Raw genomic sequence first — 14507 nt, forward strand, 5'->3', positions numbered from 1 at the left:
CGCGCTCAGCGCGTTGTGGCGGGGCTCACATGATGGCTGGATCGGTGACATCGACCCACCCCGCCCGACCCGAGGATGTGACCGAGGATGACCCCACGACCCGGTCTGCTGTTCAAGGCAGCTGCGCTGCCCGTCGCCGCCGCCACCGCCGCCTGGACGATCCACGCGATCCAGGAGGGCCGGCCGCTCGACGCCACGGCCAGCGTGCGTCAGGTGCCGGTCGAGGTGCCGGCCCAGGAGCTGCTGCCGCCGGTGAGCGTCTCCGCGGTCAAGCCCGTCCCCAAGGTCAGTCCCACCCTCGCGGCCAAACCCGCCGGGTTCGCCGCCAAGGCCGCCGCCGGGTTCATCCCCGATACCGCGCTCTCCGCCTATCAGCGCGCCGCGACGGTGCTGGCCGATGCCGACCCGGGCTGTCATCTCGACTGGTCGCTGATCGCCGCCATCGGCCGGGTCGAGTCCGACCACGGCCGGGCCGGGGGTAACACGCTGTCCGCTTCCGGGGTCGCGACGCCGGGGATCTTCGGCGTACCTCTCACCGGGGCCGCCGGGACCGCACGCATCCTCGACACCGACGGCGGCACCTACGACCGCGACCTCGTCTACGACCGCGCCGTCGGGCCGATGCAGTTCATCCCGTCGACCTGGTCCGACGTCGGGGTCGACGCGGACGGCGACGGGCGCCGCGACCCGCAGGACGTCGACGACGCCGCGCTCGCCGCCGCGGTCTACCTCTGCTCCGGCTCCGCCGACCTCTCCACCGAGGCCGGGCAGCGCTCGGCGGTGCTGCGCTACAACCACAGCGAGGCGTACGTCTCTGCCGTCCTGCAGATCGCCAACGGCTATCGGCTCGGGACCTTCGAGGCGCCGATCGACGTCGTCCTGCCTGCCGCGCAGATCCCGGTCACCTCGTCCTCCGATCTCGAGCCGCTCTCTGGCGCCTCGTCCAGCGCCCAGCCGCCCCGGGGTGGATCCGGCTCCTCCTCGGGCGGGAAGGACACCACGCCCAGCGGCGGCTCGACCACGCCCTCCTCGCCGTCGCCGTCGGACTCCCCCGGCGACGGCGGGTCCGTCGTCCCGTCGCCCACCTCGAACCCGGATCCGACCGGCTCTCCCACGGGGTCTCCGACGGAGACACCGACCGAGACGCCCACGGAAACCCCCACGGAAACACCCACCGAGACGCCCACGGAGACGCCGACCGAAACCCCCACTGAAACACCCACCGAGACGCCCACCGCAACCGAGTCGGCCGGCGAATCGACCGGCGAGTCCGCCGGTACCGAGGCCTCCGCGAGCACGTCCTGAGACTCGGCCCCGAACGTGTTGGCCTCGGCACGCCCGCCGCGCCTCGTCTCGACCACCGCCCTCCCCCGCTGGTCGAGCCGCCGGCCCGCCGCGCGAACGTGTCGAGGCCAACACCCCTCGGTTACGTTAAATCGCGTTACAACCCCACGTAGTGCGGGCACACTGGATGCGCTGCAGACACCCCACCGGGAGCCGCCTCGATGCCGACCGATACCGACCGCCTCGTTGCTCATGTGGAGCGCCTCGGCGAAGAGCACCCACCGATCCCGATGGACTCCGTCGACTTCACCGTGAACGACCCGGCCGGCTTCGGAGCCCGCTTCGGCCATGTGCTCGACTACATGGCGCGGGTCGAGCTCGAGGTCGATCGCAACGTACTCGAGATCTCGACCATGCTCCCCAACCCACCCGAGGTCGACAAGCAGTTCTACGCCGAGGTGTGGCAGCCGCAGGAGATCCAGCACGGGCTGATCCTCGACCGGCTCCAGCAGATCCTCGGCCGCCCGCCGGCGACCACCGACCTCGACCACGTCGGTCTGAAGCTGAAGGTGCTCGGCCTACTGGCTCATCTGGAGCCGTTCCAGGACGTCTGCCGGATGCTCTACTACCTGACCGGGATGGCCACCGAGCGCTCCGCGGTGATCGCCTACAACCTGCTCCACGACGGGGTCATCGAGACCGGCGAGCACGCCGTCGCCGACACCGTCATCGCGCCGATCAAGCGCCAGGAGCCGGGCCACTACGCCTTCTACCAGCTCTCCGCCCGTGCCCACTGGGCCACGCTCGCCGCCTGGCAGAAGTGGCTGGTCAGACGCATGCGCCGGATCTCCTTCGCCCCCGTCGGGGTCAACAACGTCACCCAGCTCGCCGACTTCGGCGACGTCATGGAGACCCTCGGCGTCGACCACGAAGGCCGCGACCTCGCCGCCGACGTGGCCCGGGTCGAGCAGGAACTCCTCTGGGCTCGCGACCGCGGCCTCCCCGTCCCCGACTACGTCACCCGCGCCTTCCGCGACGCCGTCGAGGCAGCCCGAGTGCGCGCGGCTGCCTGAATGCTGACCGAGGTAACTCGGTCAGCGGTCACTTACTTCGTGGAACTCCACGAAGTAAGCGAGCATCCACCGAGTTACCTCGGTGAACATCCAACCCGTCACCCGCGCCACTTCGACACGAGCATCTCGACCGTCGCGCCCTTGATCGCCCGGCTGCCCGGAACCGTCCCGACGACCGTGCCCGCCTTCCAGCGCGACGTGACCCGCTTGCCGACGACCGGCTTGAAACCGGCGGCCTTGAGCCGGGCGGTGGCCCGGGCGACGGAGAGCCCCTCGACCTTCGGGATCTTGATGCCCTTGCCGTTGACGACGCTGGCGCCGGGGCGTACGAAGTTCGCGGAGCCGAGCTTGCCGTCGATCGCGCGCATCGCGTCAGCCCACATCGGGCCGGCGACGGTGGAGCCCGACGCCGACGCGACGTACCCGCCGCGGAGGCGCTGCCCGTTGAGGGAGACCCACTTGCCCTCGTAGTTGGCTCCGGCGATCATCGACGCGGTCGCGAGCTTGGGCGTGTAGCCGTTGAACCACACCGCGCGGTTGCTGTTGGTGGTCCCGGTCTTGCCGGCGGACGGCACGCTCAGCGCGAGCCGCTGCCCGAACCCGCCCGGCTGCAGCACCCCGCGGAGGATGTCGTTCATGGCATCCGCGGTGCCCGTACGCATCACCTGCTCGCACGAGGAGGCGTACTCCTTCATCGTCTTCCCGTCGGGGCCGACGATCTCGGTCACCGGCCGCGAGTCGCAGTGCTTGCCGCGGGCACCGAAGGTCGCGTACGCCTCGGCCATCTCCAGCGGGCTGACGTCGACCGGGCCGAGGGTGAAGGACGGCACCCGCTCGTGGGCGGGGTTGGTCAGGCTGATGCCCATCTTCTTCGCGAGCGTGTAGGGGGCGCAGACGCCGGTGAACTGCTCGAGCCGGACGTAGAAGGTGTTCACCGACTCGCGGGTGCCGGTGTAGAGGTTCTTGTTGCCCGAGGTCGTCGAGTTGCCGACCGGGTAAGGGTTCGGGTTGAAGTTGCCCTCGCCGGGGCAGTTGGCGAACGACGCCTGGTTGAACGTCCGCTTGGCCGGCGACGGGATCTCCTGCCTGAGCGGGAAGCCCTTCTCGATCGCCGCGGCGCCGACGAAGACCTTGAAGGTCGAGCCGGCCTGGAAGCCGTTGGCGTCGCCGTACTCCTTCGGCACCAGGTAGTTCAGGTAGGACTCGCCCTTCCTCCGGTTCTCACCCATCGGCCGCGACTGCGCGAGCGCCTTGACGTTGCCGGAGCCGGGCTCGACCATCGCAAGGGCGCCGACGGCGTTGTCGGTCGGCGAGACGCGGCCGGTCACCGACCGCTGTGCCGCCTTCTGGAAGCTCGCGTCCAGGGTCGTCCGGATGGTCAGGCCGCCGGTCTGCAGCAGCCGCCAGCGCTCGGCCTCGGTCTCACCCAGCGACTTGTCGGCGAGCAGCCACTGCAGCGCGTAGTCGCAGAAGAACTCCGCCGAGGATCCGAAGCAGCCGTTGCGGCTGTCCTGCACGTTGAGCCCGAGCTCACTCTCCTTGAGCTTCTCCGCGTCGGCCCGCGGCAGGTCGCCGACCTGGGCCAGCCGCTCGAGCACCAGGTTGCGGCGGGCCACTGTGGCGTCGGGGTAGTCGGTCGGGTCATAGCCGGTCGGGTTCTTCACCATCCCGGCCAGCATCGAGGCCTGCCCCCAGGTCAGGTCGGCGGCATCGACGCCGAAGTAGTGCTTCGCGGCCGCCTGGACCCCGTAGGCCGAGTCACCGAAGTAGGCCGCGTTGAGGTAGCGCTCGAGGATCCAGTCCTTGTCGTGGTTCTCCTCGAGCCAGATCGCATAGCGGAGCTCGCGGATCTTGCGGGCCGTGGACTTCTCGGTCGCGGCGGCACGCTCCTCGTCGGAGTCGGCCCCGTAGACGAGAGTCGTCTTGACCAGCTGCTGGGTGATCGACGAACCGCCCTGCACCGAACCCGACTCGGAGGCCGAGTTGCGCAGCAGCGCCCGCAGGGTGCCCTTGAGGTCCATGGCGCCGTGCTCGTAGAAGCGGCTGTCCTCGATCGCGAGCAGCGCCTTCGGCATGTTGGGCGAGATCTGGTCGAGCGCCTTGTAGGACCGGTTCTGGTCGTAGAGGGTCGTGATCACCTTGCCGTGCACATCCAGGATGCGGGTGGTCTGCGACAGCTCGCCCATGTCGATGTCCAGGGGCAGATCGTCGATCGCCTGGGCGCCGGACTTGGCCGCGACGCCGGTCAGGTGGATGAACGGGATTGCCATACCAGAGGCGACCAGCCCCGTCACCGCGGCGACGCCGATGAATGCCGCGAACCGCAGCGCGGCGCGGTGAAACGGCATGGAACGTACGACTTTGCGCGCCAAGATGGGGGCTCCTACCCGGGCCTCGAGCCAGGACCGGCGGTGGAAACTGAGCAACGGGAAAACGTTGCCAAGAATACCGGACCGGGGAAGGAATTCGGGAGACGGTCTACCACCGTCCGGTCCACACTCGATCCATGACGCGACAGGTCCAGGGGACGGCGGTGGCCTGGCGTCCGTCGATCGCCGACCTCCTGATGTCGTACGCCTCGTCCGGCCGTCTCGGATTCACCGAGGTCGTCGCCGAGAACCTCTCCGCCGAACGGCTTCCTCCCGCACTGACCTCGCTCGGCGTGCCCGTGGTCGTGCACGGGGTCACGCTGGGCCTCGGCGGGGCGTCCGAGCCGTCTCCCGAGCGCCTGGCTCATCTGGCCGGGCTCGCCCAGGCGCTCGACAGCCCGGTCGTGTCCGAGCACGTCGCCTTCGTACGCGCCGCCGACTCCCCGTCCGACCTCCACGGCGACGTACTGGAAGCCGGGCATCTGCTGCCGCCACCGCGCACGCGGGAGTCGCTGGACGTGCTGTGCGAGAACGTCCGCCTCGCTCAGTCGGCCCTCCCCGTCCCGCTCGCCGTGGAGAACATCGCGGCCCTCTTCACCTGGCCCGAGGACACCTATACGGAGCCGGACTTCCTCACCGAGCTCGTCGAGCGCACCGGCGTAGGGATCGTCCTCGACGTCGCCAACCTCTACGCCTCCGCGACCGCCCGCGGCACCGACCCGGCCGCCGAGCTCCGACGCTTCCCGCTCGATGCGGTGGCCTATGTCCACGTGGCCGGCGGCATCGAACGCGACGGTCTCTATCTCGACACCCACGCCCACCCCATGCCGCCGCCGGTGCTCTCGCTCCTCGAGACCCTGATCGACGCCTACGCCGGGCGAGACCTGCCGGGCATCATGCTCGAGCGCGACAGCGACATCTCACCGAAGACGGTCGCTCCGGAGTTCGAGACTCTGACAGGAGCAGTCAGTTCAGGCCTTCGGTAGATCGGCCCCACCGGTGACCGGAGCCTGATGCTCCGGGAAGGTGGACTCGGCCGAGACCTCGTCGACCAGCGTGGTGCGGCCGAAGGCCTCGCCGAACGGCGTCAGGTGCACAGAGCGGCGCACGATCTTGGCGAACTTCACCGAGTGCAGCGCCCCGAGCACGTCGGGCTGAGCCTCGAGGACCTGGTATTCCAGCGGGTCGGGCAGCGGCTCCTTGGAGAACCACACCAGCCCGAGCCGGAACAGGTTGTTGAGGTAGGCCGGCACCCGGTCCGGATAGCGCACACCGCTGCGGCCGGCGATCATGTTGAGACCGGGCGCGATCATGGTGCTGCCGACGAGACCGGCCGGCCCACCGGTGCGAATGTCCACCGAGGGCTGCGGCCCGGCCAGGAGCAGGTAGAGCAGCATCCGCGCCTCGTCCGGCGCGAGCTCGTCGAGGATCCGGGCGTACGCCGGGTGCCCCTGCTCATCGGCCCAGACGTCGCGGGACCGGTCGAGCAGCTCGGCCCCGCGTCGGCGCAGCACCGGCAGGGAGTCCTCGGACGCCTCGGCCTCCCGGGAACGGGCGAGCACGACATCGCGGCCGGCGGCCTCGTAGTCGGCGTCGGAGAGCTCCATCACCTGGTTCGAGCTGGGCAGGATGATCCGGGCCGCGGTGCCGGCGACGATGCCCACCGCCTCGGCGGTCTCCCGCGCCAACCCCGCGCGTACGTCCTGGTCGACCATCGCCCGGGCGACCCGGATGCCGGCGCGGCTGGAGGTGCGCAGACCCCAGCCGGCCGTGTGCCAGGCAGCACCCGCCGCCACCCTCGCCAGACCGGGAGCGGTGCCGGCCACGGCGGAGGCGGTCGGGATGACCTTGCCCAGGAGACTCATGTCGGAAAGATTAGAAGGTGAAGGAAGCCGCCCGCGAGTCCCATGATCGCGCCGTGGGCGTAGAGCATCCATTCGTCCTCCTTGATCGCTGACCTCATCATGTCCACGAAGTCGCCCGGCGGAAGCTCCTTGGTGCGCCGCGCGACCAGGTCACGGATCTTGTCCGCCTGGTGACGGCTGAAGCCGGGATCGCGGAACGGCACCAGCGTACGATCCGCCGCCTCGTTGGCGACCGAGGTGCTGATCCGGTCGAACCGCTCCGAGCCGAGCGCTATCCGCACCGCGCCTCGGTAGGGCCCGGCCGCCCTGTCCACCGCGGGCATCAACGCGTTGATCAGCAGCTTGCGCGTTGCGTCGCCGCGGGGGCCGTCGAGCAGGAAGTCGCCGATGCGCTCGAGCGTGATCACGTCGGTGGCGATGATGTCGGCGTAGACCTCCGCGGCCTGCTCCTGGCGGCGCGGGAAGAGGCCCTGCACCTTGATCCCCAGGATGCGCCGCGGCTCGGCGGGCTCGAAGATCAGCCACATGCCGAGCAGGTTGGTCACCCAGCCGACGACCACGCCGAGCACCGGCAGCAGCCACGACACGTGGAAGGTCTGGTCGACCAGCGCCACCGGGATGCCGAGCAGGAAGCCGAAGATGAACCCGAAGGCGACCATCAGGTTGAGCTCGCGCTGACCGAAGTCCCGGAAGATCCTGACCACCAGCGCGGGGTTCTTGCGGAAGTGGTCGATGACCATCAGCTTCGGGTCGAGCAGCTGGTCGATGTGTACGCCGATGTCGTCGGTGACCTTGTGCACGATCGAGGGGAGCTGCGCCTGCACCCGGACGGCGATCGCATCCTTGACCGGCCGCGGCAGGTCGCGCCAGAGGCGGGGGTGCTCGCGCATCATGATCTGTTCGACCAGCTCGGGAACCTCCGGGCGGAAGGTCTCCACGATGTGCGTGGCGATCTCCGAGGGGCCGAGCTGCTGGTAGAAGTCGCTGGGTGTGCCGAGCTTGGCGATCGCCTTGTCGACGGCGATCGAGCCCATCTTCGCGGCCCGGGCGGGGATGATGCCCTGCCAGCCGATCCCACCCTGGGCGAACCCCGGCACCTCCTGCAGCTTGTGCGGCAGCACCCTGGTCAGCTCGCGCAGCCCAGGGACCTGGAATCCCTTGAAGGCAAGCGGGGAGAAGAGCATGTAGAGGCCCGACCAGTTGATCAGCCAGCCGATCACACCGGTGAAGATCGGGATGGTGATCAGCGAGAGCCAGTGGACGTGGGCAGCCCAGTCCTCGAACCAGCTGACCAGCGAGTCCTGCCACTCCGGCGACATCCGAGCTCCTTCCGCCAGAGTTCCAGACCGTCAGTATGCGTACCCTACCCACAGGCGAACGCAAACACCCCGAAGCGTCTGCTATTCGGTTGAGGCTTCCGTCGCCGCGCCGGGCGGGATCTCATGGCTCGGCAGCCGGTCGAGATCCTGGACGTCAGCGAAGCAGGCTCGGGCGAAGTCCTGCCCGAACGGGGTCAGGTGGATCGAGCGCCGCTTGATCCGGGCACCACCCTTGGCGTGAAGAGCCGCGAGTACGTCGGGCTGCGCCTCGACCACCTGATAGCGGATCAGCTCGCTGACCGGATCCTCGGACTGCCAGACCAGACCGAGCCGGGTCAGGTTGTTGAGGTATTGCGGCACCAGTGACGGGTAGCGCACGCTGGCCTGCGCGCCGATCATGGTCAGGCCCCGGGCGATCATCCGCGCCCCGCGCAGATGGCCGATCAGACCACCCTCGACCACGTCGACTGCCGGCTGCGGGCCGTCCTTGAGCATCAGCACCAGGATGCGCGCCTCGTCGGGAGCCAGCTCGTTGAGGATGCTGACGAAGGCCGGATGGCGCTCGTTCTCGTCCCATACGTCGCGCGAGCGGCGCAGCAGCTCCTCGCCGGTCCGCCGCAGCCGGTCGGGTTCCGTGCCCGGAGCGACTCCGTTGACCCGTGCGGCACGACCCTCCATCGCCGCCCTCGCACTCTCGGCGGCCGGTAGCGCGAATCGTTCCAGCAGACCGGTGACCGGGTTGCCCGTGGCGACCCGCTTCGCGAGAGCGGTCACCTGGCGGGCGTTGGTCGCCACGTCCTCGGTGAGCCGCACCGCCTCGTCGGGGTCGACGACCGCCTTCGCGACCCGCCCCACCCCTCGCGCGTACGTCCTCAGACCCCAGCCCGCGGTGTGGGCGACCGTGACCGCGGAGATCCTGAGCAGGCCCGGAAGGACCTCCATCGCATCGTCGACGAGACCGCCGCTCGGGGCCGGCGTCGGCATGCGGTGCATCCCCTCACGGCCCTCGACGAGCTCTTCGGGCGGCTCGATCGAGCGGGGCCGACGGGCCTCCGGCTCGGTGTTGATGTGGAGGGCGCTCACAACACGTTCCACCATTCGAAGACTGCCACGTGCAGAAACCCGCCCGCCAGCCCCATGATCGCCCCATGGGCGTAGAGCAGCCACTCGTCCTCCTTGATCGCGGCTCTCATCATCTCAACGAAGGTCTTCGGAGGCAGAGCCCTGCACCGGTCGGCGATCAGCCGGCGGATGTTGCACGACTGCTGCTGACTGAAGGCGGCGTCGCGCAGCGGGGTGAGGGTGTATTCGACGGCCTGCTCGGCGACCGAGGACCGGATCGCATCGAACCTCCTGGTCCCAACGGCGACCCGGACCGCGCCGTAGGCCGGTCCGACCGCGGCGTTGACCGCCGGCTCGAGGGCCGCGGCGAGCATCTGCCGGGTGCGGTCGCCGGACGGCCCGTTGAGGAGATGCTCGCCGATGTGCTCGAGCGTGATCACGTCCTTGGCGATGTGCTTGCCGTAGACGTCGGAGGCCTGCCACTGCCGCCGGGCGAAGAGCGCCTGGATCTTGAACGGCCCGATCCGCCTGGGCTCGGCGGGCTCGAAGATGAGCAGCATGCCGAGCAGGTTGGTCGTCCAGCCGACCAGCACACCGAGGATCGGCAGCAGCCACCAGATGTGGAAGGCCTGGTCGACGACGGCGACCGGGATGCCGAGCAGGAAACCGAAGATCGCCCCGAAGACGACCATCATCCGCAGCTCACGGGCCCCGAAGTCCTTGAAGATCCGCACGATGATCGAGGGATCCTTCTCGAAGTTCTCGATCACCATGATCTTCGGGTCGAAGATCTGGTCGATGTGGTTGCCGATCTCGACGGTCACGTCACCGACGACCTCGGGGAGCCGGTCCTGGACCCGCTGGATCACGACCGTACGCAGCGGGCGTGGCAGATCGCGCCAGAACCGAGGATGCTCACGCCACATGATCTCGTCGACGAGCAGCGGGATCTCAGGACGGAAGACGTCGACGATGTGGGCGGCGATCTTGTCCGGCTCGAGCTGCTCGTAGAAGTCGCGGGCGGTCGCCATCTGCGACAGCGCCCGGTCGACGGCGATCGAGCCCATCTTCGCGGCCCGCGCCGGCACGATCCCCTGCCAGCCGAGCCCGCCGCGCAGAATGCCCGGGATCTCCTGGATCTTGCGCGGCAGCGAGCCGGCGATCTGCTTGAGCCCCGGCACGGTGATCCCGTGGAAATGGATCGGGGAGAAGAGCATCCACAGCCCCGACCAGTTGATGAGCCAGCCGATCACGGCGGTGAAGATCGGGACCGACCAGAACTCGAACCAGTTGAACTCGCCTAGCAGGGTCAACCCCGCCGAAATGGTGTTAGACACAAGACCTGACCTTCATTTCCTCATCCACGAGACCGCCCCAGGTTCAAGCGGTGTCGTGGTCTCCCTGGCGCGAAGGCTAGTCCACCGTTTGACAACTTGGGGCAAAATGTCCACCGATCACTCAGATATCGATCCAAAGATCGAGCCTGGCTCGACGGGAGCGAGTCGTACGTCCCGGGTGATCATCCCGTTCCGACGGAGGGGGAGCATTCGGAAGACCACCCTGCCATGGACGGCGTCGGCATCGACGAAACCGAAGCTGCGCGAGTCGGTGGAGGCGCTCCAGTTGTCGCCGAGAAGCCAGTAGGCATCCTCGGGAACGGTCAGCCACTCCAGCTCCGCACCAGCCTCGGCGGACCAGGCCGGGTTCTCGACCACGAAGGTCTCGTCCTCGCCCGCCGGCCGGACCAGCACCCGCGCATCACGGGAGATCGAGACCCGGTCCCCGGGCATCCCGATCACCCGCTTGAGGATCTGGGTGCCACCACCGGACACAGCGCTCGGCGCGTCCGCCTCGACGACGTCGAAGCGTTCGATCTCGTCGTGGGTCCAGAACTCCAGGAACATCCGGTCGCCGTTCTTCAGGGTCGGCTCCATGCTCGTGCCGTCGACAGTGACGGAGAAGGCGAGCGCGGCGACCACCAAGACGAGTGCGACGAAGGCCGCGACCCCGGCGCCGACACCGCTCGCGGTGAGGACCCTCCTCACGGCCGTACGTCCAGCCCGGAGACGGGCGCGTCCACCTCGACCAGCTCGACACGGCCGTCACCGAAGCCGCCGAACGATCCGGCCGGGAGCAACCGCAGCCACGCCTTGCCGGAGACGTCCGCCACCGGCAGGAAGCCGAACCCGCGGGAGTCTGTCGAGCCGCCCCAGTTGTCCCCGAGAACCCACAGCGAATCACCCGGGACCGTCGCCCAGACCCCGGACGCGGCATCGTCGTACGTCCCGTCCTCCCCGCAGCACATGTCCACCGCGGTCCCGATCCGGGTCGGCCAGGCAGGGTTGTCGACCCGGTAGACCTCGCCAGATCCGGCGGGGCTCACGTAGACGATCGGCTTCTCGCCGCCGACGATCGCGACCCGGTCCCCCGGCAACCCGATCACCCGCTTGACCACCTGCGCGCCACCACCGAAACGCTCCGGCCCCGGCTCGATGCCCTGGACCAGGTCGAAGCGTTCGATGTCGTCGTTGTGCAGCGGGTCGAGCAGGATCCGCTCGCCGGAGACCATCGTCGGCTCCATGCTGCTCCCCTTGACCGTGAACGAGCCGAAGAGCGCGGCGACGACCACGGTCATGACCAGCAGGAACGCCACCAGCGCGACCCACCCGACAACCGTTCCAGCAACGCCGCTTTCGTCAGCGACACGAGCGCTCCGAGGCCTTCCGAACACAACCAGACTCTCTTTCGGGCACGTCGACGACAGCAAGGCCAAACCCACGCAAGGATCGCCTCACTAGGTAGACATTTACGGATCAAATGTCCAGATTTGCTTGACCGTAGCACGTGGCGACCGTCACAGTCTGTGATGCCACCCAGGGTATTAGGGACCGTGGGCGGCGCAGTTTCTCGGGTTCATCAGCCCGTGAGGGACGGGTTCAACGAGGGAGACATATGAACAAGATGGGGCATACCAGTCTCGGCCGCTTCGCGGCCGTGACGCTGCCGGCGGCGGTCGTCTCCGCCGGTATGGGGTACGCGATGCTGTCCGGCATGGTCGGAGCGGTCATCTCGTCCACCGGCGGTTTCGACATGAGCACGAGCCTCACCGCCGACGCGCTGAAGATGCGCACCGGCGCCACTGAGATCGGCTCTGCCGGCAACAACCAGGGCACGATCTACGCCCAGACCGAGGGCTCCGTAGCCAACGGGCTCAACGTCGTGACACCCGAGGTCGAGGTGCTCCCGGGCCTGAGCCTCAACCTGGGGATCACCTCGACCGACTCGGCGATCAACCTGGGCGACGTGGCACTCAACGCCGCCTCGCTCAACACGCCGAGCGGCGCCACCATGGCCAACGTGACCTTGGGCCAGTCGCAGGCCGACGCCGGGTTCGACCCGGGCGGCCCCGGCTACGTGGCGGACGGCTTCGCGCTCCAGGCGGCGCAGTCCGCCGGCGAGAGCGGGCAGCAGGTGCTGAACAACCTTTCGGCGAAGGCGTACGCAGTGCAGCTCAGCTCGCTGAGCCTCGACAACCTGTCGATCACGCTCAACCCGTAGCACTCCAACTCATCAGCCCGCAGTAGTTGGCGGGCGTTCCGGAGCGCCCGCCAACACCTCTGCCCCCAGCCCCGCCGGAGAACCCATGCCTGACAAGACGCCCATCGATCCCGAAGCACCCACCGTGAGCACCTCAGCCGCCGCCTTCACTCCGAGTGGCTTCAAGGGCTTCCGCCGCACCCGCCCCTTCTGGGGCAGCCTGATCCTGCTGTGGTCGTCGTGGATGATCGGGTCCTCGATGCTCTCCAAGCAGCTCGACTTCACGATCTTCGCAGCCTTCGGCGACAGGACCCTGCCGCCGGTGCTGATCTCGTTCACCATGGCCGCCGCGGCGTTGATCGCGATGTTCATGCCGGCGCAGCGGACGTTCCCCGGGATCGTCTCGGTCGCGCTCGCCATCGCGGCGCTCCCGCTGGCCAACCTCGGCGGCCTGATCATCGGCACCGTCGCCGGCATCACCGGTGGCGCCCTGATCGTCGCCTGGACCCCCTACTCCGAGGAGCAGCTGACCAAGATGGCCGAGAAGGACGCCCGCAAGCGCGCCCGCAAGGCGGCCGGCAAGCCGGCCCGGAGCGGAGCGGCCGCATGAGCCCGCGCGCCCGCCGCTTCGAGCGGCCCGAACCCTGGGGCGAGGAGTCCGGCGTGCTCGGCCTGTGGGGCCGGCTCACCGGCCGCATGTACCGAGGGGCGTACGCCGCCGTCGACCGTGCCGCGGAGCAGTCGGCACAGATGAAGACCGATGCGGAGTCCGTACGCCGCGGCAGCCGCAAGCGCTCGCTGCCGCTGATGATCGTCGGGAGCGCCGCGCTCGTGGCCATGTTCGGCGCGGTCTCGCAGAACGCCCTGGCGGTCAACTTCACCACCGGGAACGCCAAGTTCAAGCTCTACTCCAACTACCTCGACGCCGAGCACGCGGCGGGCTACCTCGCCCCGACCAGCCGCCAGGGCGCCACCGACTGCGATCCCGGTGTCGCCGACGTACAGACCCAGTGCGGCGTCACCGAGCTCGGCATCCACCAGGCCAAGCTCGCCGGGCTGTGCGGGATCGCCACCGAGAACATTCCGCTCGTCGGGAGCTACTCGCTGATGATCACCGCTGGCGACGACATCCCCGACAGCTACAGCGGCAGCACGATCCCGACCGGCACAACCACCGACCCGAGCACGGGCAAGCTCACCGACGGCAGCCTCGGCAACGCGATCTCGGCGACCAACCTGTTCATCAACGCCGACGCGCTCAGCGGCTACGGGAACAAGATCTCCGGCATGAACCTCGGCCAGTCGGCCGAGACCGTCGGCGACTCGGCCGGTCTCACCTTCGAGGGCAACGCCAACCAGTTGCCCAAGGCCGGCGCCTTCGGCCTCTACGCCCGCCAGCTCAACGTCGCCGGTCTCAACGGGAACAGTTACGGGCTCAACCTCAAGGGCAACATCACCCTGCCGGAGCTGAACATCAAGGTCGTCCCCGGAGCCAGGACGCAGGCCGACTGCTCATGACCGAATCCAACACCCAGTCGTTGACAGACGACCTCGGCTTCTCCGCCGACTCCGGACAGGAGAACGTACGCGGCAACCGGCTCGGCGCGTTCCTGGCAGCGGTCCGCTCGTGGTTCCGCGCCTGGCGGCGTACGCGACCCTTCTGGGGTGCGTTGTGGCTCATCGTGGCCGGCGCCTGGATCATCTACTGGATGTCGTTCGACATCGGCATCGCGTTGACCGGCGGCTGGTCCTACTCCGCCGGCTACGTCATGGGCGGCGCGCTGATCATGTTCGGCCTGGTCACCTGGCTGGCGCCGCACTACAAGTCGCTCTCGGGGATCGTCGCGTTTCTGATCGCGCTCGGCGCCTTCCCGACGGCCAACCTGGGTGGCTTCGTCCTCGGCTCCGTCCTCGGCATCATCGGCGGCGCGATGGTCTGGTCCTGGGGCGAGAAGAAGCCGCGGCCGCCCAAGCGTGTCACCTCCGGCGGCTGACCGC

Annotated in this window: 14 protein-coding genes; 7 read left to right on the forward strand and 7 right to left on the reverse strand. The window is 68.8% G+C overall.

Features of this window, described 5'->3' with window-relative positions:
• Window positions 1-87: 87 nt before the first annotated feature.
• The gene (locus ABTW65_RS10090; RefSeq protein ID WP_350659923.1) at window positions 88-1305 is read left to right on the forward strand and encodes a lytic transglycosylase domain-containing protein; all 1218 of its coding nucleotides are present in this window, start codon (window positions 88-90) and stop codon (window positions 1303-1305) included.
• Window positions 1306-1505: 200 nt separating this feature from the next.
• Window positions 1506-2357, forward strand: coding sequence for a GTP-binding protein LepA (locus ABTW65_RS10095; protein ID WP_350659924.1), 852 nt, complete (start codon window positions 1506-1508; stop codon window positions 2355-2357).
• A 98-nt stretch (window positions 2358-2455) separates the two neighbouring features.
• Here ABTW65_RS10095 and ABTW65_RS10100 read toward each other — a convergent pair whose 3' ends face one another.
• Window positions 2456-4729 carry a transglycosylase domain-containing protein gene (locus ABTW65_RS10100; RefSeq protein WP_350659925.1) on the reverse strand — a complete coding sequence of 758 codons (2274 nt, stop codon included), beginning with the start codon at window positions 4727-4729 and terminating at the stop codon, window positions 2456-2458.
• 134 nt (window positions 4730-4863) lie between these two features.
• Between ABTW65_RS10100 and ABTW65_RS10105 the strand changes: the two genes are divergently transcribed.
• Window positions 4864-5712, forward strand: coding sequence for an MbnB/TglH/ChrH family RiPP precursor modification enzyme (locus ABTW65_RS10105; RefSeq protein WP_350659926.1), 849 nt, complete (start codon window positions 4864-4866; stop codon window positions 5710-5712).
• Here the strand turns inward: ABTW65_RS10105 and ABTW65_RS10110 are convergent.
• The 6 genes from ABTW65_RS10110 to lepB (ABTW65_RS10135) form a co-directional block, all read right to left on the reverse strand.
• On the reverse strand, window positions 5698-6591 hold the full coding sequence (locus tag ABTW65_RS10110; RefSeq protein ID WP_350659927.1) for an Abi-alpha family protein: 894 nt from the start codon (window positions 6589-6591) through the stop codon (window positions 5698-5700). The genes ABTW65_RS10105 and ABTW65_RS10110 overlap by 15 nt on opposite strands.
• The gene (locus ABTW65_RS10115; protein WP_350659928.1) at window positions 6588-7910 is read right to left on the reverse strand and encodes a DUF445 domain-containing protein; all 1323 of its coding nucleotides are present in this window, start codon (window positions 7908-7910) and stop codon (window positions 6588-6590) included. The genes ABTW65_RS10110 and ABTW65_RS10115 overlap by 4 nt, the downstream gene beginning before the upstream one ends.
• 81 nt (window positions 7911-7991) lie before the next feature.
• Window positions 7992-8993 carry an Abi-alpha family protein gene (locus tag ABTW65_RS10120; protein WP_350659929.1) on the reverse strand — a complete coding sequence of 334 codons (1002 nt, stop codon included), beginning with the start codon at window positions 8991-8993 and terminating at the stop codon, window positions 7992-7994.
• Window positions 8990-10309 carry a DUF445 domain-containing protein gene (locus ABTW65_RS10125; RefSeq protein ID WP_350659930.1) on the reverse strand — a complete coding sequence of 440 codons (1320 nt, stop codon included), beginning with the start codon at window positions 10307-10309 and terminating at the stop codon, window positions 8990-8992. The genes ABTW65_RS10120 and ABTW65_RS10125 overlap by 4 nt, the downstream gene beginning before the upstream one ends.
• A 117-nt stretch (window positions 10310-10426) precedes the next feature.
• The gene (lepB, locus tag ABTW65_RS10130; protein WP_350659931.1) at window positions 10427-11017 is read right to left on the reverse strand and encodes a signal peptidase I; all 591 of its coding nucleotides are present in this window, start codon (window positions 11015-11017) and stop codon (window positions 10427-10429) included.
• The gene (gene lepB / locus ABTW65_RS10135; protein WP_350659932.1) at window positions 11014-11625 is read right to left on the reverse strand and encodes a signal peptidase I; all 612 of its coding nucleotides are present in this window, start codon (window positions 11623-11625) and stop codon (window positions 11014-11016) included. The genes lepB (ABTW65_RS10130) and lepB (ABTW65_RS10135) overlap by 4 nt, the downstream gene beginning before the upstream one ends.
• Window positions 11626-11924: 299 nt before the next feature.
• Here lepB (ABTW65_RS10135) and ABTW65_RS10140 point away from each other — a divergent pair, with 299 nt between their 5' ends.
• The 4 genes from ABTW65_RS10140 to ABTW65_RS10155 all read left to right on the forward strand — a co-directional run bounded on the left by ABTW65_RS10140 (window position 11925) and on the right by ABTW65_RS10155 (window position 14503).
• Window positions 11925-12530, forward strand: coding sequence for a hypothetical protein (locus ABTW65_RS10140; RefSeq protein ID WP_350659933.1), 606 nt, complete (start codon window positions 11925-11927; stop codon window positions 12528-12530).
• 85 nt (window positions 12531-12615) lie between these two features.
• Entirely contained in the window at window positions 12616-13119 is a 504-nt protein-coding gene (locus ABTW65_RS10145; RefSeq protein WP_350659934.1) for a DUF6114 domain-containing protein, read from the forward strand.
• The gene (locus ABTW65_RS10150) at window positions 13116-14027 is read left to right on the forward strand and encodes a DUF6230 family protein (protein WP_350659936.1); all 912 of its coding nucleotides are present in this window, start codon (window positions 13116-13118) and stop codon (window positions 14025-14027) included. Before ABTW65_RS10145 ends, ABTW65_RS10150 begins: the two co-directional genes overlap by 4 nt.
• Entirely contained in the window at window positions 14024-14503 is a 480-nt protein-coding gene (locus ABTW65_RS10155) for a DUF6114 domain-containing protein (protein ID WP_350659937.1), read from the forward strand. The genes ABTW65_RS10150 and ABTW65_RS10155 overlap by 4 nt, the downstream gene beginning before the upstream one ends.
• The last annotated feature ends 4 nt before the right edge of the window (window positions 14504-14507 follow it).

This window comes from Nocardioides sp. NPDC127503 (genome assembly GCF_040302165.1).
GTDB lineage: Bacteria > Actinomycetota > Actinomycetes > Propionibacteriales > Nocardioidaceae > Nocardioides.